19 protein-coding genes, 2 tRNA genes and 3 pseudogenes are annotated in these 24771 nt (G+C 68.1%); 10 read left to right on the top strand and 14 right to left on the bottom strand.

Annotated elements, in window-relative coordinates; all coding sequences use genetic code 11:
* Positions 1–81: 81 nt before the first annotated feature.
* On the bottom strand, positions 82–444 hold the full coding sequence (locus ACXAHD_RS21050; protein WP_281550922.1) for a hypothetical protein: 363 nt from the start codon (positions 442–444) through the stop codon (positions 82–84).
* A gap of 324 nt (positions 445–768) precedes the next feature.
* Between ACXAHD_RS21050 and ACXAHD_RS21045 the strand changes: the two genes are divergently transcribed.
* A tRNA-Asn gene (locus ACXAHD_RS21045) sits at positions 769–841 on the top strand.
* A gap of 498 nt (positions 842–1339) precedes the next feature.
* Here ACXAHD_RS21045 and ACXAHD_RS21040 read toward each other — a convergent pair.
* A complete protein-coding gene (locus tag ACXAHD_RS21040; protein ID WP_281555658.1) occupies positions 1340–2245 on the bottom strand; it encodes a bile acid:sodium symporter family protein in 906 nt (301 codons plus the stop codon).
* 155 nt (positions 2246–2400) lie between these two features.
* Between ACXAHD_RS21040 and ACXAHD_RS21035 the strand changes: the two are divergent.
* A pseudogene (locus ACXAHD_RS21035) lies at positions 2401–2946 on the top strand (QsdR family transcriptional regulator); the annotation flags it as partial.
* On the opposite strand, the gene ACXAHD_RS21030 reads toward ACXAHD_RS21035, so the two are convergent.
* Positions 2933–3034 (bottom strand): poly(ethylene terephthalate) hydrolase family protein, encoded by a 102-nt coding sequence (locus ACXAHD_RS21030; protein ID WP_475052646.1) that lies wholly within the window; start codon positions 3032–3034, stop codon positions 2933–2935. The pseudogene ACXAHD_RS21035 and the gene ACXAHD_RS21030 sit on opposite strands and share 14 nt — an antisense overlap.
* Before the next feature lie 103 nt (positions 3035–3137).
* A pseudogene (locus ACXAHD_RS21025) lies at positions 3138–3676 on the bottom strand (poly(ethylene terephthalate) hydrolase family protein); the annotation flags it as partial.
* A 101-nt stretch (positions 3677–3777) separates the two neighbouring features.
* Between ACXAHD_RS21025 and ACXAHD_RS21020 the strand changes: the two are divergent.
* Positions 3778–3972 (top strand): CHAT domain-containing protein, encoded by a 195-nt coding sequence (locus ACXAHD_RS21020; RefSeq protein WP_281550921.1) that lies wholly within the window; start codon positions 3778–3780, stop codon positions 3970–3972.
* 149 nt (positions 3973–4121) lie between these two features.
* Here the strand turns inward: ACXAHD_RS21020 and ACXAHD_RS21015 are convergent, their stop codons facing one another.
* The gene (locus ACXAHD_RS21015; protein WP_281550920.1) at positions 4122–4856 is read right to left on the bottom strand and encodes an NAD(P)-dependent oxidoreductase; all 735 of its coding nucleotides are present in this window, start codon (positions 4854–4856) and stop codon (positions 4122–4124) included.
* A gap of 111 nt (positions 4857–4967) precedes the next feature.
* Between ACXAHD_RS21015 and ACXAHD_RS21010 the strand changes: the two genes are divergently transcribed.
* On the top strand, positions 4968–5648 hold the full coding sequence (locus ACXAHD_RS21010; RefSeq protein ID WP_475052640.1) for a TetR/AcrR family transcriptional regulator: 681 nt from the start codon (positions 4968–4970) through the stop codon (positions 5646–5648).
* A gap of 569 nt (positions 5649–6217) precedes the next feature.
* Here ACXAHD_RS21010 and ACXAHD_RS21005 read toward each other — a convergent pair.
* Together ACXAHD_RS21005 and ACXAHD_RS21000 are read right to left on the bottom strand one after the other, a co-directional pair.
* Positions 6218–6294: transfer RNA gene (locus ACXAHD_RS21005), tRNA-Ile, on the bottom strand.
* Complete coding sequence (locus ACXAHD_RS21000; RefSeq protein ID WP_281550918.1) at positions 6285–7265, bottom strand: zinc ribbon domain-containing protein; 981 nt, start codon at positions 7263–7265, stop codon at positions 6285–6287. Before ACXAHD_RS21000 ends, ACXAHD_RS21005 begins: the two co-directional genes overlap by 10 nt.
* A 140-nt stretch (positions 7266–7405) precedes the next feature.
* On the opposite strand from ACXAHD_RS21000, the pseudogene ACXAHD_RS20995 reads away from it, so the two are divergent.
* Positions 7406–8295, top strand: a pseudogene (locus ACXAHD_RS20995) (IS3 family transposase).
* A gap of 244 nt (positions 8296–8539) precedes the next feature.
* On the opposite strand, the gene ACXAHD_RS20990 reads toward ACXAHD_RS20995, so the two are convergent.
* Together ACXAHD_RS20990 and ACXAHD_RS20985 are read right to left on the bottom strand one after the other, a co-directional pair.
* Positions 8540–9361: an alpha/beta fold hydrolase gene (locus ACXAHD_RS20990; protein WP_281550917.1), complete on the bottom strand. Its 822-nt coding sequence runs from the start codon at positions 9359–9361 to the stop codon at positions 8540–8542.
* 254 nt (positions 9362–9615) lie between these two features.
* Positions 9616–10620 carry a 2-hydroxyacid dehydrogenase gene (locus ACXAHD_RS20985; protein WP_281550916.1) on the bottom strand — a complete coding sequence of 335 codons (1005 nt, stop codon included), beginning with the start codon at positions 10618–10620 and terminating at the stop codon, positions 9616–9618.
* A 79-nt stretch (positions 10621–10699) separates the two neighbouring features.
* Between ACXAHD_RS20985 and ACXAHD_RS20980 the strand changes: the two genes are divergently transcribed.
* The gene (locus tag ACXAHD_RS20980) at positions 10700–11956 is read left to right on the top strand and encodes an FAD-binding protein (RefSeq protein ID WP_475052636.1); all 1257 of its coding nucleotides are present in this window, start codon (positions 10700–10702) and stop codon (positions 11954–11956) included.
* A 32-nt stretch (positions 11957–11988) separates the two neighbouring features.
* Here ACXAHD_RS20980 and ACXAHD_RS20975 read toward each other — a convergent pair whose 3' ends face one another.
* Positions 11989–13581 carry a restriction endonuclease gene (locus ACXAHD_RS20975; protein WP_289213338.1) on the bottom strand — a complete coding sequence of 531 codons (1593 nt, stop codon included), beginning with the start codon at positions 13579–13581 and terminating at the stop codon, positions 11989–11991.
* A 274-nt stretch (positions 13582–13855) separates the two neighbouring features.
* Between ACXAHD_RS20975 and ACXAHD_RS20970 the strand changes: the two genes are divergently transcribed.
* On the top strand, positions 13856–15955 hold the full coding sequence (locus tag ACXAHD_RS20970; RefSeq protein ID WP_289213337.1) for a prolyl oligopeptidase family serine peptidase: 2100 nt from the start codon (positions 13856–13858) through the stop codon (positions 15953–15955).
* Here ACXAHD_RS20970 and ACXAHD_RS20965 read toward each other — a convergent pair.
* On the bottom strand, positions 15920–19849 hold the full coding sequence (locus ACXAHD_RS20965) for a patatin-like protein (protein ID WP_289213336.1): 3930 nt from the start codon (positions 19847–19849) through the stop codon (positions 15920–15922). The genes ACXAHD_RS20970 and ACXAHD_RS20965 overlap by 36 nt on opposite strands.
* Before the next feature lie 291 nt (positions 19850–20140).
* Here ACXAHD_RS20965 and ACXAHD_RS20960 point away from each other — a divergent pair, with 291 nt between their 5' ends.
* Positions 20141–20899 carry a S1 family peptidase gene (locus tag ACXAHD_RS20960; protein WP_281550911.1) on the top strand — a complete coding sequence of 253 codons (759 nt, stop codon included), beginning with the start codon at positions 20141–20143 and terminating at the stop codon, positions 20897–20899.
* Positions 20900–20918: 19 nt separating this feature from the next.
* On the opposite strand, the gene ACXAHD_RS20955 is transcribed toward ACXAHD_RS20960, so the two are convergent.
* Complete coding sequence (locus ACXAHD_RS20955; RefSeq protein WP_475052630.1) at positions 20919–21161, bottom strand: hypothetical protein; 243 nt, start codon at positions 21159–21161, stop codon at positions 20919–20921.
* 430 nt (positions 21162–21591) lie between these two features.
* On the opposite strand from ACXAHD_RS20955, the gene ACXAHD_RS20950 reads away from it, so the two are divergent.
* Positions 21592–22890, top strand: coding sequence for a hypothetical protein (locus ACXAHD_RS20950; RefSeq protein ID WP_281550910.1), 1299 nt, complete (start codon positions 21592–21594; stop codon positions 22888–22890).
* A 106-nt stretch (positions 22891–22996) separates the two neighbouring features.
* Here the strand turns inward: ACXAHD_RS20950 and ACXAHD_RS20945 are convergent, their stop codons facing one another.
* Both ACXAHD_RS20945 and ACXAHD_RS20940 read right to left on the bottom strand, forming a co-directional pair.
* Positions 22997–23413: a hypothetical protein gene (locus ACXAHD_RS20945; protein WP_281550909.1), complete on the bottom strand. Its 417-nt coding sequence runs from the start codon at positions 23411–23413 to the stop codon at positions 22997–22999.
* A gap of 176 nt (positions 23414–23589) precedes the next feature.
* Complete coding sequence (locus ACXAHD_RS20940) at positions 23590–24027, bottom strand: hypothetical protein (protein WP_281550908.1); 438 nt, start codon at positions 24025–24027, stop codon at positions 23590–23592.
* A 205-nt stretch (positions 24028–24232) separates the two neighbouring features.
* Between ACXAHD_RS20940 and ACXAHD_RS20935 the strand changes: the two genes are divergently transcribed.
* Positions 24233–24622, top strand: a complete 390-nt coding sequence (locus ACXAHD_RS20935) for a hypothetical protein (RefSeq protein ID WP_353850356.1) — start codon at positions 24233–24235, stop codon at positions 24620–24622.
* Positions 24623–24771 lie beyond the last annotated feature (149 nt).

Below are 24771 nucleotides of genomic sequence, written 5' to 3'. Positions count from 1 at the left end.
GGATAAGATCGTCGGCAGCGTCAGATGTGGATAAGAGACAGGCCCACGCGTACGCCGCGTTATCGACGGTGAGTGCCGGCGTCAGTTGGCGCTGCCGCCGGATCCGGTGCCCTTGCCGGGCTTGTTCCCGGCCGTCGTCGCACCAGTGGATCCGGGCGAGGAGGCCGTGCCCATTCCAGCGTCGGCGAGACTGCTGTCGGGGGTGGTGAGGTGATCGTGGCCGTTGAGGCGTTCGCCCAGCCGGGTGTGGCTGAGCCGCTCCCGGCCCTCCGCGTAGATCCGGTTGGCCTGAGCCTGCGCCACCCCGGCGGCCTCCTGCACCGTCGGGTGGTCCATCACCTTGCGTGCGTTGAATACCAACTCGTCGTACTTCTCCCGGCCGGCGCGGGCGCCCAGGACGAAACCCACGGCGACCCCGCCGATGAACCAAAGTTTTCCGCGCATGGCGGCTCCTTCCGTACCTGACCCGGTGTACCCGTCGGCCGTCAGTCCGGTTCGGTGCCGGCTGGCCGATGAGCGACCCGGTCGTGCCTTCGTCATCTGTCCGGTGCTGTCTACCCATCCTGCTCCCTTCTCACGCGTCAGCACAGGCAACTCGGTCTTTTGTCCGTTTCAGTACGCTCCTGATCGGAGGTCGACCGGCCGGTCCGGGGCCGTGGACCCGGTCGGTCCGGGACGGCGAACCCGGTCGCCCATCCGGCGGTGGCGTCCTGTACTCTTGTCCCGTCGCCAGGCGTCCGGAGAGATCCGCTGCCGGCTACACAGCGGTCCCCCGTAGCTCAATTGGCAGAGCAGCCGGCTGTTAACCGGCAGGTTTTTGGTTCGAGTCCAAACGGGGGAGCTTCTACGGATGGCCGTCTCATCGAACGGGCCGATCGGATCGGTGGCCGGGTAGCCACCGACATCACCGCCTCGACCTGCGCTTCTTCACTCCTGTTGTGCTGGTCCGGCGAGCCGATGACACGGTACGGCCGGCGCACCCGTTGCGGCGGAGACCAGCGCTGTGGACGAGTTGCGGCGAGCCGGACTCTCCGCCCGACCTGGAAACGTCGAATCATGTCGTCGCGATGATTCTGCGATCCTTCGCCCGGGGTCAGATCGGGGTGCCGGCCGCCGGAACGGCCGACCTGCCCCGTGCCGTCGCCGGCCTCTTGCCACCCGCCCAGCTGCGGCTGGCGACGCGGCGTTGCATCGCCGTCGGTCCTGACCAGAGGTCGAGGCCGGTTTCGGACCAGACGACAGCCCTGGTTTCGGACCAGAGGTCGGCGCCGGCACCCGGGCTCTCGCTACGGTGCCGGCGCTGACCTTCGGGCCCTGGGGTCACATCGGGGTCAGCGGGTCAGACCCGGCTGGCCGGCGTCGCCCGCTCGGCGGACGCGCTGGCCGCTGGAACCCGCCGGGCGACGATGAAGCCGAAGACAGCGGCGGTGAAGAACATGACGAAGCCGTACGTGACCGAGGGCATCGCCATCTCCGTGTTGCCGAGGAGCGAGGGGGTCATCGCGATGGTGATCGACAGGCTGGCGTTGTGCAGGCCGATCTCGAAGGCGGAGGCGATCGACTCGCGTTCGCCGACCCGGAACAGCCGGGGGCCGAAGTAGCCGATCGTCATGCTGAGCAGGTTGAACAGCACGACGGCGAGGATGATCTCGCCAAGGACGTCGAACACCTCTTCGCCGAGACCGGCGATCACGCTGGCGATCATCATCAGCAGCACGAGGACGGACAGCACCTTGACCGCGCGCTCCAACCGGATCGCGAGGCCGGTGAACCGCCGCCGGACCGCCATGCCGATGGAGATCGGGATCAGCACGAGGGCGAACACCTGAATCACCTTGTCGAACTGGAGCCCGATCGAATTGTCCGACCCCATGAACCCGGCGACGGACAGGTTGACGATCACCGGCAGGGTGAACAGCGCCAGCACCGAGTTGACTGCGGTGAGCGAGATGTTCAGCGCCAGGTCACCTTTGAACAGGTGGCTGTACAGGCTCGCCGTACTGCCGCCCGGTGAGGCGGCGAGCAGCATCATGCCGACCGCCAGTTCGGGGCGTAGGCCGAGGACGAAGACCAGACCGAGGCAGAGCGCCGGCAGCACCAGCATCTGGCTGACCAGGCAGACCACCATGGCTCGCGGGTATCGCAGAACCCGGCGGAAGTCCTCCATTGTCAGGGTGAGCCCAAGTCCGAGCATGATGATCGCCACGGCGATGGGAAATAGGAGAACCACCGTATCGTTGCTCATGGTAAGCCTGCTTTCCGATTGGAATGAAGTGCATGGATCTTTACATTGCCGATCGGTCGGCTGCTTCTTCCTGGTTGCTGGATCCCTGGAGGCCGCCATCCTGACCGGCATGGTTCCTCCGGTCGCCGAGTCGGGTAGATTGCGGTGAGTCACCAATGGTTGGCGAAATATTCGCTGGCCGGGCCGATTCTGGCGGTGTCTTGAACCATTGGCGATCACGGAACGTGCCCAGAGTATGGGTCAATGGCCTATCGGGTCCGCCCGGCCAGCAGCATGCGACACGGCAACGGCAGGACTGCGCAGACGCCGGTCGCCCAGAATCCGGCACCCCGTCGGGTGGTGAGCGAGGAAACGGTCATTCGCGGTGGCGGCCGGTACTTCCTCAACTGGCCGAAGCACGTGGCGCGCGTCAACGCACCGACGTGGACGGCGTGATCGAGGTGACCACGCGCTACGCCGTCGCGGTGCGTCGGTCCGCGCCGTTCCGGCAGTTCCTCGCCGACGAACCCGGGACGGCGGCCCGGGTGCTCTTCGCCGAGCCGGGCAGGGTGCACCGGCGATTCATCCGTGCCCAGGTGGACATCTTCGTCGACGTGCTCGGCCCTGATCTGGCCAACCACGCCGCACCGGAGTCGCTGGCGTACCTCTACATCCGGATCGTCGAGCCCGCCATCTACGCGGAGTTGCTCACCGGCCGGCAGCCGGACCTCGACCTGCGGGGCGGGGCGGCGGGCAGAGAAATTGCTCGTAGCGGGTGTCGTCGTCGACGAAGCGCTTCAGCCAGGCCACGCTGAACGACGAGATGGTAGTGTTCGGAATGTTCGGAATGTTCGGAATGGCTAGCGTTGTTGAGCTCCAGATATGCCTTGTCCAAATCGGATGGAAGGCTTTCGAAGAATGGTTCGGAATGGAATCGTACCGAGGCGATCGTGTCTCGTTCGGTGCCGATCACCATATTGAATACAATGAACCCTTGTGATGCCAGCCGGGGTCCCAACCAGGCCATGCTCGACCGAGACGCGGTGAAGCCGGGGGCGCCGCCACTCCACCGAAGGTGCCTTCGTCGCCACTGGTCGGGAAGTAGATCGTGCCGCCGCCGAACCCGCTGGCATCGCGCGACGACACCGTCACCTGGGACGTCTCGAACGGGCCCCGGGCAGCGGCGAGACTGGACGCGTTCGGTGCCGGACCCCGTTCGAACGGGTTCTTGGCGGCGCTCGCGTTCGGGATCAACGTGAGCCCGGCGACCGCCAGCAATGCGGCCGTCGCCGCAGCGAGCACGCCCCGAACCCGACGCCGGCTGCGGTCCGGCCGAGCCGACCGGTGTGTGGAGCGCCGGGCGGGCGGATACGCGCGATCACGGCTGAGCGAATGTGCGGATTGCCGGGCTGCGGGCGCCGGGTCTTCGGACTCAGAGAACGACGGATGCATCTGTCCTCCCACTGGGATACGGGAGTCACCGCGCGGTCACCGGGGCGCCGTCCGGTTCGCGTCGCCGGACAAACGGGCGGTCGCGACGACCGTCGGTGACGATGGATACCTGCGCGCGCGATGAGGCAGCCGAACTGCTGGTGGTGATGCCCGACGGCGAGCTCCACCGAGTGCCGTTCGCCGCCCTGCGGTCCGGTCCGGGTGAGTCCCTCGTCGACCGGTGGCCGGTCACCGTGATGCCCTCCGTCACGCTCGTCGCCGAGTTGACCGGCCTACCGGTGCCGCCAACCTCATGATCGCGCTGCCCGGGATACTCCGTACCGGGTGCCGGTGGGGGAGGCGATGCGGCGGGCGATACGGCAATCGCGCGACGACGGATCACCGTTGCGCCACAGGGCGTCGTTCGCGGTGGCCGGTGCCGGCTGGGCCGCGTCGACCGCGTCGGTCACTGCAGCCGACCGGCGTGGGCGAGGGCGGACGGGGTGAGCCGACCGACGATGGCCGGGGCCTCCCGGACGAGGGTGTCGTCGTCCACGGCCTCCACCATGAACCGGGCAAAGTCGATTCGCCGGGTCAGGTTGCTGGCCAACACTGGGTCGCCCACGTGCCGGCTCCACACCGGCAGGCCCTGGCTGTCGCCTTCTTCGAGGTCGCTGCCGCGTACGACGGTCCAGTCGGCACCGCTGGCGAAGACCCGTCGGCAGGCCCGTACCTGGTCGTTGACGTCCACCACCCGCAGCAGCTTCGCCAGCCAGCCGAAGACCGCCGTGTAGAGCTTGAACCCTCGGGGGTAGACGTCCTGACCGTCGTTGCTGATGTGCCAACCGCAGGAGAAGATCAGCCGGGCACCGGGCTCGGCATGGTCGAGCACCGCCTGGGCGGTGCCCGAGGCGTAGTTCTGCACACCCCACGGCACCAGCACCGTGAGCACGGCGTCGCAGCCGCGCACCGCCTGGGCGATGACCGTATGGGAGTTGGTTGGCCCGGGGACCACGGTGATCCGTCCGTCGAACTCGGCCAGCTTGGGCATGCTCTTTTCCCGGCACACGGCGACGACCTCGTACCCACGCTCCAACGCGTGCCGCACCATGTATCGCCCGAGTTTCCCGGACGCCCCGACGACGCAGATCCGCCGGCCGGCACCTGGCTGGCCGACCCCGTCGGTGTCGACTGGTTCCATGGTCCTGCTCCCGTCTGTCGCTCCCCGAATCGCGTTCGGCTTACGCTGTAAGGTACAGCCTTGCGGTGTAAGGTTGTCAAGTAGTCCGAGAGGTGACAGCAGGAGGATCACGTGGTCACGGAGCCAGCCGACCCGCCCGCGAACCGGCGTACCGCGCTCAGCAAGGAGTTGGTGCTGCGCGAAGCGGTCGCGCTGGCGGACGAGGCCGGTTCGGGCGTGCCGAGCATGCGCCGGCTCGCGCAGCGGCTCGGCGTCGAGGCGATGTCGCTGTATCACCACTTCCGCAACAAGGACCTGATCCTCGACGGCATGGTCGATCTCGTCTTCGATGAGATCGAGCTACCGGCGGACGGAAACGACTGGTGCGCCGCGATGCGGGACCGAGCGGCATCGATGCGGGCGGCGCTGATCCGACACCAGTGGGCGATCGGTCTGATGGACTCCCGGACCAACCCCGGCCCGGCTACCCTTCGTCACCACGACGCAGTGCTCGGCTGCCTGCGCGCCAGCGGATTCTCCGTCGCTGGCGCGGCGCACGCGCTCTCCTTGCTGGACAGCTACGTCTACGGGTTCACTCTGCAGGAACTCAGCCTGCCGTTCACCTCGTCCGCCGAAGTCACGCAGGTGGCGGGCGCGATCCTGGAGCAACTGCCCCGCGACGAGTTGCCGCATCTCGCCGAGATGATTGTCCACCGGGCGCTGGCTCCCGGCTATTCCTATGCGGCCGAGTTCGACGTCGGACTCGACCTGATCCTCGACGGTCTGCAGCGGAGCCGGGAAAACTGGCGGTGACCCGTATGCGGGATCGCCCGGGCCGCCGGAGAGCAGGAACCGCTGGCCGCTGGCACCGGGCGTGGTCATGGCTAGCACGTGGGCGGCGGCGACGTTGCGCACGTCAACGAATGGATGTACAGCTCCGGCTAACCCGGCAAGCTGCCGTCCAGGCTGCGCTGCACGATGTGGTTGGTGCCGGAGATCTCCTAGCCGATCACTGGGCCGAGCACGGCGACCGGACACAGGGTGACCAGTTCCAAGCCGGTGTTTCCTCGGCGGCCGCGAAATCCCAGGCGTCACGTTCGGTGGGGGTCTTGCTCTGGCCGCCGGCAAGCCTCGCCGCCGGGTGCGCCGTCCGCGCAAGGAGATCGTTCCACCGCGTACGGCTCAGTTCTTGCCGATGTTGCCTTTCCTGCCTTCATCGAAGGCCGCTACCTGGATGTCCTTGCCGCTGATTCGCTGGCAACCTTCCTGTCACCGTGCCTGGTCGCTCGCGGTCCGGCCCCGCGCAGACGCGGTGGTGCTCCTGCTGCGTCCCCGTCCCTGGCAACACCGAGAATTGGATCTGGTTCGCGAAACGCTGCACCTGGTGGGGCGGGCGGGGCTCGAACCCGCGACCGAGGGATTATGAGTCCCCTGCTCTGACCGGCTGAGCTACCGCCCCGGCGATGGAATCTTATCCGGTCGGTGTGCGTGGTGACGGACCAGTGGCAACAAGGCGAATTTTCCCACTTCACCATGAAATGTGATGGTCAAGCGCTGGGTAGCCAACTGGCGCCTATGGGTGATGCTTGTTGCATCGACCGTCAGGCCGTACGGTGGGGAGGTTCCCTGGACCAGGACCGGAACAAAACGAGGATCACCCTGCTCCGCGTTGCTTTCGTGCTGCTGGCGGGGGTGTCGGCGATCCTGGGATTCGTCGGTTGCGCCGAGCTGCTCGTGGGCGAGCCCGGCGGCACGACCGCGCCGGTCGATGTTCTCTACTACACGTTGCAGCTCTTCGTCCTCGACGCTGACCAGCTCGCGGACCGGGCCGACCTGCCATGGCAGTTGCAGGTCGCCCGGTTCACCGCGCCGGCGGCAACCGTGTTCGCTCTCGTCGAGACCGCCCGGGTACTGCTGACCGGTTTGGTCGACAGCAGGCGGTCGCCCACCACCGTCGGCAGCACAGGGGTGGACAGCCAGTTCACCGTTGACATCCTCTCCGCCCTGAAGCTGAAGGACGGATATTCCCTCCACGCTGCGCGTGGAACACGCGGCGCCCGGGTGGGTTACCGCTTCACTGCGCGCCGCCGGGACGAGTCCCGGTCTTACGTGCGCTCGACGGTCGTTGAAGTCCGCCTGTCCGGCGGCCTTGATGTTGATGGCGGCGTTGATGTCCCGGTCGTGGTGACGGCCGCACGGGCAGTCCCACTCCCGGACGTTCAACGCGATCTTCTCGTTGATCCGGCCGCAGTCGCAGCACATCCGGGTGGACGGGAGCCACCGGTCCACCCGGGCGAACGCGCGCCTCGTGGCGCACCCGCTCCGCCGTGTCTCCAGCATGCCGGTGAAGGCGGCCCAGCCCGCATCCTGCACGGACTTCGCCAGCCGAGTCCGGCCGAGACCAACAACGCACAGGTCCTCGACGTACACCGCTTGGATGCCCCTATGTTTGTCAAGGGCTCATACTGCTGGAACGGGTCTGAGCAGGTTGTAGATCTGAGGTGCCCCGAGGATTCCGGACAGGGAGCCAATAAGGTTACCCTGCAAGGAAAGTCGAGGGAAGAAGCGCGATGGCACGCATAAGCTCATACACCCCAGAGTTCCGTGAAGAAGCAGTGCAACTCGTTCTACAGTCGAACAAGCCAGTGTCGCAGGTTGCCCGGGAGATCGACGTTCACCCGGAGACGCTGCGTTCCTGGGTCCGCCAGTACCGGCGGGAAAACAGCGGCGCCCAGGACAGCCCACCGATCGGCGTCGACGAGCGCGCTCGACTGAAGGAACTCGAACGTCGCAACCGGGAACTCGAGATGGAGAACAGCTTCCTGAAAAACTCGTCCGCCAGCTGATGCGCGAGCTCGGGCTCGTGCCGTGCCAGCCCCACCCGAGGCGGTGGGGTCTCACCCAGTCGTCGTCCGGCACGGTGCCTGACCTCGTCGGCCGGGAGTTCACCGCCGACGCGCCTGGCGAGAAGCTCGTCGGCGACATCACGTACATCCCGACCGGCGAGGGGTGGCTGTATCTGGCGACCGTCATCGACTGCTGCACGAAGGAGGTCATCGGATACGCGATGGACGACCACTACCAGACGCCGTTGATGTCCCGCGCCATCCGTAACGCCGCCCGGAATCGCGAACTCAGGAAGAACGCCATCTTTCATTCGGACCGGGGCAGCAACTACATGTCGGACGACTACGGCAGAACGCTTCGGGATCTGAGGTTGCGGCGATCTGCTGGCCGGACCGGAATTTGTTTCGACAATGCGATGGCGGAATCGTTTTTCGGTGCACTGGAGAACGAACGCGTGTCGCGTGTGAAGTATCCCACTCGTGAGGCGGCACGCCGGGACGCTACTGCCTACATCGAATTCTGGTACAATCGTCAGCGTCTGCATTCAGCGGTGGGCTACCAACCTCCCCGGGAAGTCCACGCAGAGTTCGAGAACCTTCAAATCGCGGCGTGAAAGAACCGGCCGAACCACTGTCCGGAAAACGCGAGGCCCCTCACACCGAGAGTGCCCTTCCAAGCCGGTCTGATCAGGTCTTCGACAAACCCGATCATCCCAGCTCAGAGGGCACTCTCGTCATATCTCCACGCCGTTACCGGTCGCAGCGGACCGACCAATCCACGGATCGAGGTTTAGGGCGGCGAGGATGTCAATGCAACGACCTCACCCGCAGGCCGACGAACGTGGCCGGTACCCGGGCTCAGCTCTTCAAGAACGTGAGCAGATCCTGGTTGACCTGGTCCTGGTGGGTCGCGGTGATGCCGTGCGGGGCGCCCGGATAGTAGACCTCTTGTGCGCCGGACACCAGTTGTGCGGTCTTCATCGAAGCGTTCTTGATCGGCACGATCTGGTCGTCGTCGCCCTGCATCACCAGTGTGGGGACGTCGAAGGCGGCGAGGTCGTCGCGGAAGTCGGTCTCCGAGAACGCCGACACGCTCTGGTACGCGTTCCACAGCCCGGCCTGCATGCTCCACGACCAGAACTGGTGCAGGATGCCGTCGGACACCTCTGCACCTGGCCGGTTCACGCCGTAGAACTTGATCGCCAGGTCCTGGTAGAACTGCGCCCGGTCGTGGGCAAGGCTGGCCCGCATCTCGTCGAACACGGCCAGCGGCAGCCCGTCCGGGTTGTCCGGCGTCTGCACCATGATCGGCGGTACGGCGGAGATGAGCACCGCCTTCGCCACCCGACCGGTGCCGTACCGGCCGATGTACCGGGCGACCTCACCGCCACCAGTGGAGTGCCCGATCAGCGTGGCGTGGGTCAGGTCGAGCGCCTCGATCACCGCGGCGAGGTCATCGGCGTAGCCGTTCATGTCGTTGCCCTCGGGCGACTGGCTGGACCGACCGTGCCCACGCCGGTCGTGCGCGATGACCCGGAAGCCCTGCTGGGCGAGGAAGAGCAGTTGGCCGTCCCATGCGTCGGCGTTGAGCGGCCAGCCGTGCGAGAAGACGACGGCGGGGCCGGAACCCCAGTCCTTGTAGTAGAGCTGGGTGCCGTCCTGCGTGGTGAGGTACCCCATGGCGTCACTCCTGACTCTCGGTGCGCTCCTGCTTCTGCCGTTGGTCGGCTGGGCTGCGCTGCCGGGCCGGCCCGGGCGTTGAGCATCCGTCAAGGTGAAGAGTCTCCGCAGACGCGGAAAGATAACCGGCGTGAACCGGCGAAAACGGGGAACCGGCCGGCGTCGCGACGGTGCCTGCGTGGCTGGGTGTTCCGGCGCTGACGGGCCTCGTACCGGGCCCCGTCGCGTCGGACGCCGTGCACGTGGGTCGTCGGTCAGCGCACCAGGGCGTCGGGCTGGATGTCCGTCGGCGTGCCCTCCCGCTCGTACGCGGTCAGGCTGCCGACGGTGGTGGTGGCGATGTTGTGCAACGCCTCCTCGGTGAAGAACGCCTGATGGCCGGTGATCAGCACGTTGGGGAAGGTGACCAGCCGGGAGAACAGGTCGTCGCGCAGCATCTGGTCGGACAGGTCCTCGAAGAACAGACTGGCCTCCTCCTCGTACACGTCGAGGCCCAGATGGCCGATCTTGCCGCTCTTCAGACCACGGATCACGGCGGCGGTGTCGACCAGCGCGCCCCGGCTGGTGTTGATCAGCATCACACCGTCGCGCATCTGCGCGATCCGTTCCTCGTCGATCAGGTGGTGGGTGTCGGGGGTGAGCGGACAGTGCAGGGTGACGATGTCCGACTCGGCGAGCAGCGTCGGCAGCGCGACGTAACTCGCGCCAGCGGCGACGGCCTCGTCCGACGGGTACGGGTCGGCGGCGAGCACCCGGCAGCCGAACCCGGCCATGATCCGAATGAACCGGACACCGATCTTGCCGGTGCCGACGACGCCGACGGTCCGACCGTGCAGGTCGAAGCCGAGCAGCCCGTTGAGGGCGAAGTTGTGCTCCCGGACCCGGTTGTAGGCCCGATGGATCTTGCGGTTGAGCGCCAGGATCAGCCCGGCACAGTGCTCCGCGACCGCGTACGGCGAGTAGCCCGGCACCCGGGTGACGGTCAGCCCGAGCCGGCGCGCGGTGGCCAGATCGACATGGTTGAACCCGGCCGAGCGCAGCGCGACCAGCCGGACCCCGCCGCTAGCCAGCATCTCCAGCACCGGTGCGCTGAGGTCGTCGTTGACGAACGCGCAGACCGCGTCGCAACCGTCGGCCAACGGCGCGGTGTCCGCCGACAACCTCGGCTCCAGAAACACCAGGTCGTGACCGGCCTCGGCGTTCGCGGCGGCCAGGAACCGCTTGTCGTACGGCTTGGTGCTGAACACCGCTACCCGCATGGGGACCTCCTCCGGCGTGGCCGTAGCTTGAGCCGGTCCAGGGTACGGTGAGGCGGGTCGGCGAGAGGAGATCGGGCTGATGACCGCTGCGGTCACCAACTGGGCGCGTAACGTCACCTTCGCCGCGCGTCACGTGCACCGCCCGACCACCGTCGACGAACTGCGACAGATCGTGGGCAGATCGGCCCGGCTGCGGGTGCTCGGCACCGGGCATTCGTTCAACCGGATTGCCGACACCGACGGAGACCTCGTCTCGCTCGCCGGCCTGCCCGCCGAGGTGACGGTCGACTCCGAGGCGTCGACGGTCACCGCCGGCGGCGGCGTCCGCTACGGCGAGCTGGCCGAACACCTGCACGCCCACGGGTACGCGCTGCACAACCTGGCCTCGCTGCCGCACATCTCGGTCGCCGGTGCCTGCGCGACCGCCACCCACGGCTCCGGGCAGGGCAACGGCAACCTCGCCACCGCCGTACGCGCGATGGAGCTGGTGATCGCCAACGGAGACCTGGTCCGGCTGGACCAGTCCCATCCCGACTTCACCGGCGCGGTGGTCGGGCTCGGCGGGCTGGGTGTGGTCACCAGCGTCACCCTGGCGATCGAGTCGACCTTCGACGTGGCCCAGTACGTCTATCACGGGCTGTCCCGCGACGCGCTCACCGCCGGATGGGAGCAGCTCCAGGACAGCGGCTACAGCGTCAGCATGTTCACCGACTGGACCGGGACCGGTATCGACCAGGTGTGGGTGAAACGGCGCACCAACCACGACCATCCGCCGGTCGACGCCGCCAGGTTGGGGCTCGCCGCCGCCGACGGCCCTCGCCATCCGGTACCCGGGATGCCGGTGGAGAACTGCACCAGCCAGCTGGGGGTAGCCGGTCCGTGGCACACCAGGCTGCCGCACTTCCGGCTCGACTTTACCCCGAGCAGTGGTGCCGAACTACAGTCGGAATACCTGATAGCGGCCGGCGACGTGGTCGACGCCCTCGACGCGGTGGCCCAGATCCGCGACCGGGTCGCGCCCGTGCTGCAGGTTTGCGAGATCCGTACCGTCGCCGCCGACGAACTGTGGCTGAGCATGAACCATTCGCGGGACAGCGTCGCGATCCACTTCACCTGGGTCGCGGATGCGACGGCGGTGATGCCGGTGATCACCGCGGTCGAGCAGGCACTGGTGCCGTACGCCCCCCGACCGCACTGGGGCAAGCTGTTCGGCATCGGCCGGGACGAACTCGTCGGCAGGTACTCGCGGTGGAACGACTTCGCCGACCTGCTGGTCCACTACGACCCGGCCGGCGTGTTCCACAACGACTTCCTGGACCGCTACTTTCCCCGCTGACCCCGGACGGCGCCCCGCTGATCCGCGACGGCTCAGGCCCGGCGGTCGATGCGGGCCTTCACCCCACCGTCCTCGGCGAGCATGTGCAGCAGCGCCGAGCCGTCGATCAGCTCCAGCGGCTTGCCGGAAGCGAAGTCGAAGGCCGCCGAGGTGTAGCCGGCGGTGGTCACCAGGATGCCGTTCGAGGCGTTCTCCGCCTGGACGACGCCGAACAGATCACGGACCGCCGACACGTCCACGGTGCCGCCGCCGCGCCGGGCCAGCACGACGACCGTGCCGCCGAACAACGGGCGGGGATCGTGCGCCATGCACTCCACCGTACCGTCGGCTGTCGTGCGCACCTGGCGCATCTGCAGCCCGAGCTTGGTGAACAGGTCGGCGATCAACTGCTCGAACTGGTCGGCCGGCATGGTCAGCAGGTCCGGTCGCTGGTCCAGGTCGGCGAGGACGTCGATCTCGTCGGCGAACCGCTTGTCGACCTTGTCGAAATCGACCACGGCGGGCACCGGTGCCAGATCCACCGGATGGGCGGAGATCCGCGCTTCGAGTCGGCGCAGGCAGGCGGCCGGGTCGACGTTGGCCAGGTTGATCGCGACGAACTCGTCCCGGTTGGTACGCAGACTGACCAGGCAGGGCCGGGCCGGTCGACCGGTGGCCGGGTCGATCCGTTCGACGATGCCGTTGAGGCAGACGGTCTCCAGCAGTCGGGTGCGGTCAGCCTCGTACAGCTCGTGCACCGTACGCAGGGTGATCTGAGTGATGAGGTCAGCGTACCGTTCGGCGATCTCGGTCGCTGGCCGGCCGACCGCCGTCACCTCGTCGTTGGCCGGCTGGTACCGGTACTCCCGGATCCGGGGGACGACCTCCACCGCCGGCAGGTGGTACTCGACCACCAGCTGACGGGACTCGGGCAGGTAGGCGAGCCGGTAGCGCTGCGGAAAGTCGTCCGGATAGACGGAGTTTCCGAGCACCAGCCCGAAGTACTCGACGACGGCTTTCGGATCGGCGGCGGCGAAGACGGCGGAGAACCGGTCGATCGCGGCGTTGTGCGCGGCGACCTTGGCGGCCAGCTTCTCGCACTGCTGACGGTACTTCTCCTCGGCTGCGGCCAGCCGGCGGTGCCGCTGAGCCTCCGCCGCCTCGTGTTTCGCGGTGGCCTGCTCGAACATCTCTCGCGCCTCGGCGACCTGCTGCTGATGGCGGACCTCACCGCCGAACATCCGGCCCAGGCCGGCCGGCTCCGGTGGGGCGAAGTCGGACCACTGCGGTGCGGCCAGCGGTACGGCGAGGTTACCCGGATCGAACGGCGGCGGGGTGCTGCTGCGCTTGAGCCGATCGAGGTCGATGTGGTCGTCGACGGCCAGGGTGTCGGCGAGCAGCTCCTCCAGCTCGGCCACCCGCGAGCGCAGGTTCGCGTTGGCGGCCGCGATCTTCGCCGCCCGGGCCTCGATGTAGAGACGCTTGCGTTGGCGTTCGTCCTCGGCGGCCGCCTGCTCGGCGGCCTGCCGGGCGTTCTCCGCCTCCCAGACCATCTGCTGATGCTGACGGTGCGCGAAGGCTTGGGCCCGGTGCTGGGCGTGCACCTGCTGGGCGTGTGCCCGCTGCGCCTCCTGCATGCTGCTCATCTGTCAGCCCCGATCGTCGCCGGTCCACTCCCGCCCCGACCGTCCGCGCCACCCGGCCCGGACGGATCATTGGTCGCACGTCTGCACGTTGGACGTGCGTCAATCTTGTCCGACCGTCACGGTAGCGTCCAGTGTCCAGCTTCCGGCGGCGACGTTCGCAGCCGGCCTTGGGGCGGCACCCTCTGCTGGGCGGTGCGGTACGACGAGCCTGCCTATCCTGGTGCGTACCCTCGCGGAGCGGGCCGGGGGGCGGGGGGCGGGGAGGGATTGACGGATGGCGAAGGACGGCCGGGTGTCGCACGGCGGCGATCCGTACCTCTGGTTGGAGGAGGTGCTCGGTGCCGCCGCCCTCGACTGGGTCCGCGACCGCAACGCGGAGACCACCGCCGGCTGGACCGCCGAGCCGGGGTTCACCCAGCTGCGGGACCGGATCAAGCAGGTGCTCGATTCCGCCGACAAGATTCCCGACCCGACCTGGCGCGGGGATCACCTCTACAACTTCTGGCAGGACGCCGGACATCCCCGCGGGGTGTGGCGGCGGGCCACCCTCGACGAGTTCCGTCGGCCGCAGCCGAGCTGGGAGATCCTGCTCGACCTCGACGCACTCGCCCGGGTCGAAGGGGAGAACTGGGTCTGGAAGGGTGCCCACGTGCTGCGGCCCGGGTACGACCGGTGCCTGGTCGTGCTGTCCCGGGGCGGATCGGACGCCGCGGTGGTCCGCGAGTTCGACCTGACCACCCGAGACTTCGTGACCGATGGTTTCATCGTCGAGGAGGCGAAGAGCACCGTCTGCTGGATCGACCGCGACCACATCTACGTGGGCACCGACTTCGGGCCCGGCACCGTCACCAACTCCGGCTACCCGCGGACCATCCGGCGCTGGCAGCGCGGCACCGCGCTGGCCGACGCCCCGCTGGCGTTCGCCGGCGAGGTCGACGACGTCACCGTCTCCGTGGTGCACGACCCGACCGCCGGCTATGAGCGCGACCTGGCGGTACGGCGCACCGAGTTCTTCCGCAACCGGACCTACCTGCTGCGGCCCGACGGCGGTTGGGGCCTGGTCGACGTGCCCTCGGACGCCGAGATCGACCTGCACCGGCAGTGGCTGCTGATCGAGCTGCGCAGCGACTGGCAGACCGGTGACATCACCTACCCTGCCGGCGCGGTGCTGGTCACCCCGGTCGACGAGTTCCTGGCCGGCAAACGGGAGCTGACCACGGTCTTCGAGCCGACCGAGCGCTCCGCCTACAGCTACCACGCATGGACCCGCAACCATCTGCTGCTGGTCACCCTCACCGACGTCCGTAGCGAGATCACTATCCTGACTCCCGGCGACGACGGCTGGCGGCGGCGCACGCTGCCCGACGCCGGCGGATTCGACCACACCGACGTGGCCGACACCGAGCCGGACCGGGGCGACGAGTTTCTGCTGCACACCGCCGGGTTCATCCGGCCACCGACGCTGCTGCACGGCACCGTCGACGGCCCGACGCGACCGGTCAAGACCGGTCCGGCCTTCTTCGACGCCGACCAGATGACCGTCCGGCAGTTCTTCGCCGGCTCCGCCGACGGCACCGAGGTGCCGTACTTCCTGGTCACACCGGGTGATGCCAGCCCGCCCGGACCGGCGGCCGGGCTCACCCTGATGACCGGGTACGGCGGTTTCGAGGTCGCCTGGACCCCGACCTACAACGGCGTCGTCGGCGCCGGCTGGCTGGCCCGGGGCGGCAGCTTCGTGGTCGCCAACATCCGGGGCGGCGGCGAGTACGGACCGCGCTGGCACACTGCCGCACTACGGGAGAACCGGCTCCGCGCGTACGAGGACTTCGCCGCCGTCGCCACCGACCTGGTCGCCCGTGGCCTGACCAGACCGGACCGGCTCGGCGTCTACGGCGGCAGCAACGGCGGGCTGCTGATGGGCGTGATGCTGACCCGCTGCCCGGAACTGTTCGGCGCGGTCGTCGGGCAGGTGCCGCTGCTGGACATGCGCCGCTACCACAAGCTGCTCGCCGGAGCCTCCTGGATGGCCGAGTATGGCGACCCCGACGATCCGGCGGACTGGGCGTTTCTGCGGGAGTACTCGCCGTACCAGAACATCCGACGGGGTACGGCGTACCCGCCGTCGCTCTTTCTTACCTCGACCCGCGACGACCGGGTGCATCCCGGTCATGCCCGCAAGATGGTCGCCCGGCTGCGCGAGTACGGCCACGACGTCACCTATCACGAGAACGTCGAGGGTGGGCATTCCGCAGCAGCGGACAACGCACAGCAGGCGTTCAAGTGGGCACTGCTGCTGGAGTTCGTCCGGCGGACCCTGACCGGTGAGCGTCGCGCGGCGTCAGACCCGGTCGGGGGACTGCTCGGTAACAGGTAGGAAGACGGTGACCACCGCCATGCAGGACGCCCAGACGACGAGCAGCACGGTCAGCTGACCGCTGGCTATCCGGCCGGGATACAGCAGGTGCGCGGTGGTTTCGACCACCATGCCGGTGCCGATGATCGCGGTGAGAGCCGGCCACGGTCTCGTCCAGCCCCAGAGCAGGACCGCGCTCAGCGCTACGGCGAGCAGTCCGATCCCGATCGCGGGGAAGTGCGCTTCGGGAACGCCCTGCACGGTGACCTCGGCGCGGGGTGGCACCAGCCGCAGCGGCTCGAGCGTGAGTCCTTCCAGCAGCCGGCGGGGTTGTTTCCAGACGACCAGCGGCAGGAGCAGGAGCAGCGTGGCGCAGACGAAGACGGCCCGCTGGACGGGGACGTGACGACGGTGGTTCGCCGCGCTCCACGCCGCGTCGTACGGCTGCTTGTGCCGTCGCAGGCGGGGTAGCGGGATCCGGGCCGGGTCGTGCCGATGGGCGAGCCACCACAGGGTGGCGGCGGTGACGGTGCCGACGATCGTCAGCGTTTCCGGGCGGTTGCCGAGCAGGCTGCCGCTCGGCAGCAACCAGAGCAACCCGACCCCGCCGGCGGTGAAGACGGCCGCCAGTACCAGGCCCAGGGCCCGCCAACGTCGGGCGGTGCACCACATCTGATGGCCGATCCGGTGCCACTCCTCGCTCCACGATTCGGTCTCGCGGTCGAGCCGCGCCCAGTCTCGGGTGCTTCGGATCCAGCCGACGACGATAGCGGCAGCCGCGAGCAGCGCGGCGACGCCAGCGGCCCAGCCGGGCCGGTTCTCGTCGGCGCGGGACGCGTCGGCGATCGACGCGTAGCCGAGCAGGACCAGCAGGGTGGTGGCGGCGGCGCGGGCCGGGTCAGCAGCCAGTGGTAGCAACACGATCAGCGGCCGGATCAGCAGCAGCAGGGCGCGCCCGACCCTCGTCGGCCAGCCCTTACCGGCCGGCCAGAGGGCCCGGTAGGTGAGGTGGACCGCCCGGCTGGACAGACCGTAGCGGTAGGCGACCGGAAGGTCGCGGACGCCTTCGTTGCCGCGGGACACCCGGTTGGTGAGTTGCTCCCAGTGGTCCATCGCCGCTGGCTGCCGGGGTTGGTCGGGGTCGTCGGACCGGCCCGTCTCCCTGGCCTCCTGGTCCTCCTCCAACAGGATCTGGTACTGCAGCCAGCTCTTCAGCGCACGCTTGAGACACTCCCGCTGGTCGGGCTGCAGGCGGCTCATCCTGGTGGGCACGGGCGGCAGGTCACCGTTGCTGCCGGTGAGAATCCGCCGCCACTCCCGCCCCGACACGCCGGGGACGGGCTCCTGGACCCATCGCTGCCAGACGCGGTTGAGCTCGTTGTCGTCGCAGCAGCCGCAGAGCTTGTCGATGATCATGTCGGTGATGCCGGCGGCGGCGTCCAGCCGGCCCCAGGCCCAGTCGTTGGCCCGCCACGACCGGCGGAGGAAGGCTCCGAAGTTGTGCAGTGTGGTACCGGCCAGCTTGGCACGGGAGTTGATCACCGGATCGGCTGGGTCGAGTCGGCCGGTGCGCAGCCGCTCGGTCAGGCGCTTGCGGCGTTCGCTGCAGTCGATGTTGCGGAACTTCTGCTGCAGTGGGCTCTCCTGGTTACCGGTGATCTTGTGGTAATGGACGACGGGTTGCACTCCCGGCACGCCGCCGGCAACCGCGAAGATGGTGTGCAGCTTCTTGATGCTCAATTTGCGTAGCGATGAATCGTGGACGTCCTTGAATGCCGAGTCGCACCAGGCCCGCCGGTCCTTCGGGCACAGTTCGTCGTCGCTGCGCAGTTTCCGCCTGGCGATCGGTTGGCCGATCTCCAGCAACTCTCCTTTCAGGTCCTCGGCCAGCGTCCAGATTTCTTCCAGCGCGGTCGTCCCGGGGCTTGACATGTCGACTTCCCGGGCCATGTACTTCGCCGGGTACTGTTCGAACAGCATGCGGTTGAACTGTTGGCTGTCGCATTGCCCGTCAACTATCGCCCGGCGGAGTTTGTCGGGGAGACCCGGCAGGCTTTTTTGCAGGGCGCGCGCCCGCCGGGTGGCGGCCAGCAGATCCGGGTTCTCCAGCGCGCCGCCCGGTCCCTGGAAGTCCCGGAGCAGTTCCGCGCCGGCCAGGTCACGGATGTGGTCGGCCAGCTCCAGCAGCCGGTAGACTTTGTGCTTGACCTCGCGTAGGCATTTGACGGCCTCGTCGCCCGCTGCCCGGTCGTCGCGGTAATCGGAATTGCGATTCTTCTCCTCGAGTGCACGGATCCAGGAGATCAGCATGGTAGTCGCGCTGTAGGCCGCCTCAATGTCCTGAAATTCCTCCTCGTCTACTGTCCCCTGGTGGTAGATGTCGTCGAGTTGTGCCTGGATGTTCAGCGCCTCGTACTCGCCGAGAACCTGATACGGTCCGGACAGTGCGGGTCGGCCGATGGAGTACTCCGCCGGCTTCGTGAGAATCTCGGCGATCTTTTGAGCGTCGACGGAGTGTCGATAGTCGCGGTAATGATCCGGCAGCGGTGGCGGTGGATCGCCGTCACGTTTGACGACGCGGTCGCTGATCATGGTCCGGCGGCAGGTCCGGCACTCACAGGCCGGCGGTCGCCAGCTGCCCAGCGGCCGGCGACGCGCTCTGGTGAGCGTGATCTGCTGGGTGATGAGGTGCTGCCGGATCTGGGCGGCGAGGCCGATGTCGTTGGTGCTTCGGACGTGCCCGAGTTCGCCCTCCTCGGTCTCGGTGCGTTGCTTCAACGCGATCGCCCGCAGCAGCACCCGGAGCCAGTGCAGGGCGCCCTTGCTGTCCGGCTGAGTCGGGGAGCTACGAGCCGACGGCGACGGATCCGGATCCAGGTATATCAACCGTCGATCGGTGGGGGAGACGGCTGCGGTCCGGCAGATCGCCAGCAGCGCCCGTCGGATCGGGATGTTGTCGAAGATTCCCCCATCGACCACGTAGTACGGTTCGGACCCGATGTGCAGGCTGGTTCCCCGCGGCCGTAGTCCGGAGAAGACCATCGACATCTCCGGCACCGAGGTCCGGTCCGTGCCGCTGCCGTACTCCAGCTTGTTGTGGTGACCGGCGACGGCATGGATCGACGCGGGTTCGAACGCCCCGGGAAACGACGAGGTGGCGCGGGCGGCAAGGGCGAGCCGGTCCAGCCGGTACTTGACCGGGTGCGGCGGATCGTCGCACGGATGATCGGTGGCGTCCGGTCGGTCGGCGGGTCCGGGAAAGTCGGTGATCCCGGTGTCGAGCGGAGCGTCGCGGCGGGTGAAGTGGAACTGGGCCTGCCCCTCGGCCAGGCTGCGTTCCTGGTTCTGATCCTGGGCCAGCAGGGTGGCGGACAGGTCGACGGTCATGTCGTCGGTGGCGAGCCCGCAGTGGCCCTGGTCGCGCAGCCGGTAGAGCGCCCGGCAGATGCGGTGGTAGAGATACCTGTCGCCGGCCAGCAGCGACGGCACCCGACCGACCGGGCGAGGCTGCCGCATCATCCGCCACAGATCGGCGTCGTCGAGCCAGAGGTTGCGGACCGCGTCGACGGTCGAGCCGACGCACTGAGCCACGCCGTACACGACGGCGTTGAGACCGCCGGCACTGGCGCCGGCGAGTACGTCGATCTTGACCTCGTCGTAGCGGGCGAGCCGGAGCATGCTGGCATAGATCTCGGCCCGCTGCTGCTGGGCGGGACGTTCCGGGGACTTCCCCCGCTGCAGGGTCGCGGTGCCCCGCGGGTCGGGTGTGGTCCGACGCAGCACGTCCAGCTCCGCGACGGCCCCACCGATCCAGACCGCCAGGCTGACGCCGCCGCGCATGGCGAGGGCGATCCGCAGCTCACGGCGGTTGGGTAGGGCGTTCTCCTCCGGTGTGGGACGTCGATCCTCCGGCATGGTCACCTCCGCGCGGCAGCACCGGGAGGCATCCGCATGGTCGCACGGGTCGCCGACGCGCCGGGGCGATCCCAGCCGACCTCACCCTGTGACAGCTGGCGTCCGGGCGTGCCATCACCCGGAAATAGGGCAGGACCGGTATCCCCAGAAGCATTGAAGTATCGTCGTTTGTCGATAGTATTCGCATCGGGTACCCAGCAGCGCCTGTCCGACAAGGCCGAACAACCTGTTCTGTCGCCGCGCCGCCCATCGGGTCGGCGCGTACCCCCCTGACGATGAGGACACCGCACGATGAAGGCACTCCCGCTCCTGTCCCGGATGCTGCTGGCCACCGGGTTCGTCGCCGCCAGCCTTGTGCTGCCGGCCACCACGGCGCAGGCCGCGCCGCCGTCCAGCACCGCCGACGAGATCGGCATCCTGGTGGTGAACGGCCGTCCGGCTACCGAGAACTACCCGTTCATGGTCTACACCTCTGGCTGCACCGGCTCCCTGATCAAGTCGAACTGGGTGGTCACCGCCAGGCACTGCCCGACCCCGAGCTCCGTACGGGTGGGCAGCGTCAACCGGACCAGCGGCGGCACGGTGGTCCGGGTGATCCGCGCGGTCAACCACCCGCGGATCGACGTCAAGCTGATGCAGCTGGCCAGCTCGGTCAGCTATGCTCCGGCACCGATCCCGACCGCCTCCGGGGCGGTCGGCACCGCCACCCGGATCATCGGCTGGGGCCAGACCTGCGCTCCCCGTGGCTGCGGCTCGGCCCCGACCGTCGCCCACGAGTTGGACACTTCGATCGTGGCGGACAGCCGGTGTCTCGGCATCGACGCCGGCTATGAGATCTGCACCAACAACACCAACGGAAACGCCGGTGCCTGCTACGGCGACTCTGGCGGTCCGCAGGTCCGGATGGTCTCCGGCCGGTGGTACCTGATCGGGGCCACCAGCCGCGCCGGCAACAACAACTCCACCTGTGCCACCGGCCCGTCAATCTACGGCGACCTGCCGTCGATCCGCTCCTGGATCGACACCCAGGTGGGCGGACTGCCTGCCTGACCCGTACCAGCCTGATCCCCTACCCTTTCGTGGGGGGGGACAAGGCGAGGGGGGGGGGGACAACTGAGATCGCCCCGATGGGTGAGTTTTTCTCTTCTGGGTCTGCTTTTCCCCCTCCCCTTTCCCCCCCCCCCCTCCCCCCCCCCCCCCCCCCCCCCCCCCCCCCCCCCCCCCCCCCCCCCCCCCCCCCCCCCCCCCCCCCCCCCCCCCCCCCCCCCCCCCCCCCCACCCCTGCGATCGCCCGGCGGGTGGATTTTCTCACTGCGGGATCGGCTCGACCCGGCGCGATTCCACTGAGTTCCCAGGTGGTCGCTTGCGGTACGTGATCCGTCTTGTCGGTCGAACGAGGTGAATACGGCCCGTGCCCGCCGGACGACCCTGAGCTGCCGAAACAAGATTCTTGAGCCGATGTTGAACCCGGCCCATTGACCGAAAGTATGATGTCGGCGGGTTGAGGGATGCCCGCCAATTTTCCACTAACCGTGAGACACCCCGGATACGGGATCGGGCTGCTTGACAGCCCAGAGATCTCACTTTTAGCGTGGCTTCCCGTAAACGTGGTGCGAACTCGTTCCGGCAATGGAAGTGGGCGTTTGAAGGCACCCGTTTGACCAGCCAGCAGAACACGGCTGCCCCACCGGACGACGCCTGTCAACCGCGCCGCCCTCGACGAGAAGGAGTAGGTAACCCCCATGTACAGGTCGGCACAACGGCGCAGTTCGACCCCGCGTGGCCGAAACCAGCGCACTGTCAGTGGCCGCAACAAACGCATCATCGCTGTCCTCGGTACGGTCACGGTGTTCGCGGGCATCGTCGCGGTCACTCAGGTCTCATCTGCCAACGACCAGCTGCGTACCGCCTCGGAGTGTGTGGCCCCGAGCCCTGGCTCCACTGCTGAAGGCGGCGTGACCACCACGGTGACCCAGGAGAACGGCCGCGAGGTGCGGCACCACTGGGGTGACGGACAGATCACGCTCGAGGAGTGTGAAAGCGGTACGACCCTCGTCGCGGCTCCGACCATCGAGTGCCCATCCGTAGTGGACAGTCTGCCGGAGGTCCCCGCTGCGGCGCGTACCGAGGTGGAGCGCAACCTCGGCCTGCTGGAGAACCAGATCGAGGAGGCTAACAACCGGCTCGCAAGTAGCGTAGGCGAGGGTGGGCCGAACTTCATCAACAACGCCATCCTCGGCCCGCTGGCCAGTAAGCGGGCCGCCACCCTGGACCGGATCGAGATCGCCATCGGCCGGGTCGCGCCGCGTCCGCGCGGGCTCGACGAGCTGGCCACCTGCGAACTCGTCAACCGCCCGGACAACAACGACGGTAACGACAACGACGGTAACGACAACGACGGTAACGACAACGACGGTAACGACAACGACGGTGGCGGAGACGAGGGCAACAACAACGACGGTAACGACAACGACGGCAACAACGACGGCGACAACGGGCTGGAGATTCTGGCCAACAGCTGTGACGACAGCAACCTGGACGACCACGACGGCTTCCAGGTCGGCAACCGCTGTATCGACACGCAGTTCGGTGAGGTCGGCGCGGCGGCCAACAACCCGTCGCTGCTGATCACCGAGTTCCCGGACGAGGTCGGCGTGGATGAGCCGTTCACCATCCGGGTCAGCACTCGTAACTTGGTCCGGGACCGTTTCCTCCCGGCGGCTCAGGGTGGCTACTACGTCGAGAGCTCGCTGCTCGACGAGCAGGGCCTGACCCGTGGTCACTTCCACACCGCGTGCCGGATGCTGCAGTCGACCGAGGTCGCGCCCGACCCGGCTCCGGCGCCGGAGTTCTTCGTGGCGACCGAGGACGGCGGCGGCGGTCGCGAGCCGGACCAGATCACCATCCAGGTCTCGGGAATGCCGCAGTCCGGTACCGCGCAGTGCTCCGTCTGGGCCGGTGACGGTTCGCACCGGCTGCCGATGTCGGAGCGGGCCAATCAGACGCCAGCCTTCGACTCGGTCCGGATCGAAGTGAACTGACCAACCTGGTAGCTCAACGATCTGCGGGCCCGGACTCCGAACGAGTCCGGGCCCGCAGCCGTTCCGGTCGTACGACGGTTCTGGGCTGATCAACAAAACCGGCCGGTCAGGAGAGGATCGCCAGGTGGAAGCCACGGTCGGCCAGTACTCCGGCGCTGGTGAAGGTCTGAATGAACACCCCGTTGGGGACGCCGGCCCGACCCACGACGGTGATCTCACCCGGTGCTGACGCGCCGAGGCTGCCGGACAGACCGATGCTGCCGACGTAGGCCGACCCGGTCAGGTTGTGGCTGAAGACTACCTGGTACGTGCCGGTGGCGAGACGGGTCGCGGAGACCGCGCCGAAGCCACGGGCCAGGCTGCCGTTCGCGTTGACGACTGCGAAGAAGCTCTGGGCGGTCGGCGGCATTCCGGACGTGGTGGCGGGGACCAGCGCGATGCTGGCCTGCTCCCGTTCGGTCTTGGACACCGGCGGCTGTTCGGTGATGCCGGCGTCGCGTTCTGCGCTGAATGACTCGGACATGGTGGGACTCCTCGCAGATTGGCATTCCGCGGCGTGGACGCGGGCTGCCGAAAGGGATGGAACCGGTGCCGTCCGCCGGGCCCGAGCAGAACGGCAAGTGACTTGAAGCTTATGCTTGACAGCGGAGAGTAACCAGCGTCTGGTCATGTCCAATCGAGGACAGGGTGCGTCTCCGGTCAGCGGGACTGCCCGGGGCCCGCGGCGAGCCGCCGGTCGAGCAGGGTGGCGAGCGGGATGGACTCGCCGTCGCGACCACCGGCACCGATCACCAGTCGTGGCTCCATCGGGGAGACGCGTGCGCCGGTCAGCCTGGACCGCAGGCTGGCCGGGACGGTCAACAGGTAGAGCTTCCCGTCCGTACCGACGGCCAGGGTGCGGTCCGATTTCAGATACCAGCCGTGCAGCCCGGTCCGGTACCGGCCCCGGCCGTGGTGTGGTCGGGCGGACAGGTTCTGCACGGCGATTCCGTGGTGCCGGGCGGTCGCGACGAAGTCAGCGAGCAGATCCGCGGCCTGCTGGGCCTCGCTGGCCCGGCGGCGCTGCTGGTCGGCCGCGTGGGCGGCGATTGCCTGCCGGCGCTGCCGCGCCCAGTCCTGCTGGTCCCGTTGCCCCACCGGGCCAGCCTACTGTCGACGCCGCCGCCCGGTGCGTACGTACCGTCGCCGATCATCGCCGGACGGGCCGGTGGTGGGGGTTTTTTTGTTTGCCGACCAAACTATTGACACCCTGTCGAGGAGTGTGTGAACGTCTGGAGATCGGCCGGTTGCGGGAGTCGGCAAGCCAGGAGAGGGGGCCTGGGCCACCCCCGGCGGTGGCTTCGTGCCGGGCATCGTCTTCAACGAGACCGAACCCGATCTCGTCTACGCCCGGACCGACATCGGCGGTGCCTACCGCTGGAACGAGGCCGTCCAGTCGCGGATCCCACTACTGGACTGGGTGGGCTGGGACCGCTGGGGCTGGAACGGTGTTCTCAGCCTGGCCACCGACCCGGTGCAGACCAACCGGCTGTACGCGGCAGTCGGCATGTACACCAACGACTGGGACCCGAACAACGGCGCGATCCTGCGCTCCACCGACAGAGGTGACACCTGGCAGGCGACCGAGTTGCCGTTCAAGGTCGGTCCCGGGGGCAGCACCACGCCGGGTTTCCTGGCCGACTGGACAGCGGGCAACGCAGTTCCGGCAGGGGTGAGCTGCGCCACGCACTGAGCCGGGTGGCGGGTCCATGACCAGGGCGGCGTCGATGTCGGTCGACGCCGCCCCGGCGGTCGTGGGGGGGGGGGGGGGGGGGGGGGGAATAGAGGGGGGGGGATGGAGTTGGGTGTTCCGCATCCCCCTGAACCACAAAAAACAAACCA

Source organism: Micromonospora sp. ABR4_055 (genome assembly GCF_056160425.1).
This window is presented reverse-complemented; position numbering and strand designations above follow the sequence as displayed.

Coding starts and splice junctions, on each gene's coding strand:
- ACXAHD_RS21050 (WP_281550922.1), bottom strand. CDS start 444: ATGCGCGGAAAACTTTGGTTCATCGGCGGGGTCGCCGTGGGTTTCGTC.
- ACXAHD_RS21040 (WP_281555658.1), bottom strand. CDS start 2,245: ATGAGCAACGATACGGTGGTTCTCCTATTTCCCATCGCCGTGGCGATC.
- ACXAHD_RS21020 (WP_281550921.1), top strand. CDS start 3,778: ATGGATACCTGCGCGCGCGATGAGGCAGCCGAACTGCTGGTGGTGATG.
- ACXAHD_RS21015 (WP_281550920.1), bottom strand. CDS start 4,856: ATGGAACCAGTCGACACCGACGGGGTCGGCCAGCCAGGTGCCGGCCGG.
- ACXAHD_RS20990 (WP_281550917.1), bottom strand. CDS start 9,361: ATGGGGTACCTCACCACGCAGGACGGCACCCAGCTCTACTACAAGGAC.
- ACXAHD_RS20985 (WP_281550916.1), bottom strand. CDS start 10,620: ATGCGGGTAGCGGTGTTCAGCACCAAGCCGTACGACAAGCGGTTCCTG.
- ACXAHD_RS20980 (WP_475052636.1), top strand. CDS start 10,700: ATGACCGCTGCGGTCACCAACTGGGCGCGTAACGTCACCTTCGCCGCG.
- ACXAHD_RS20975 (WP_289213338.1), bottom strand. CDS start 13,581: ATGAGCAGCATGCAGGAGGCGCAGCGGGCACACGCCCAGCAGGTGCAC.
- ACXAHD_RS20970 (WP_289213337.1), top strand. CDS start 13,856: ATGGCGAAGGACGGCCGGGTGTCGCACGGCGGCGATCCGTACCTCTGG.
- ACXAHD_RS20965 (WP_289213336.1), bottom strand. CDS start 19,849: ATGCCGGAGGATCGACGTCCCACACCGGAGGAGAACGCCCTACCCAAC.
- ACXAHD_RS20960 (WP_281550911.1), top strand. CDS start 20,141: ATGAAGGCACTCCCGCTCCTGTCCCGGATGCTGCTGGCCACCGGGTTC.
- ACXAHD_RS20950 (WP_281550910.1), top strand. CDS start 21,592: ATGTACAGGTCGGCACAACGGCGCAGTTCGACCCCGCGTGGCCGAAAC.
- ACXAHD_RS20945 (WP_281550909.1), bottom strand. CDS start 23,413: ATGTCCGAGTCATTCAGCGCAGAACGCGACGCCGGCATCACCGAACAG.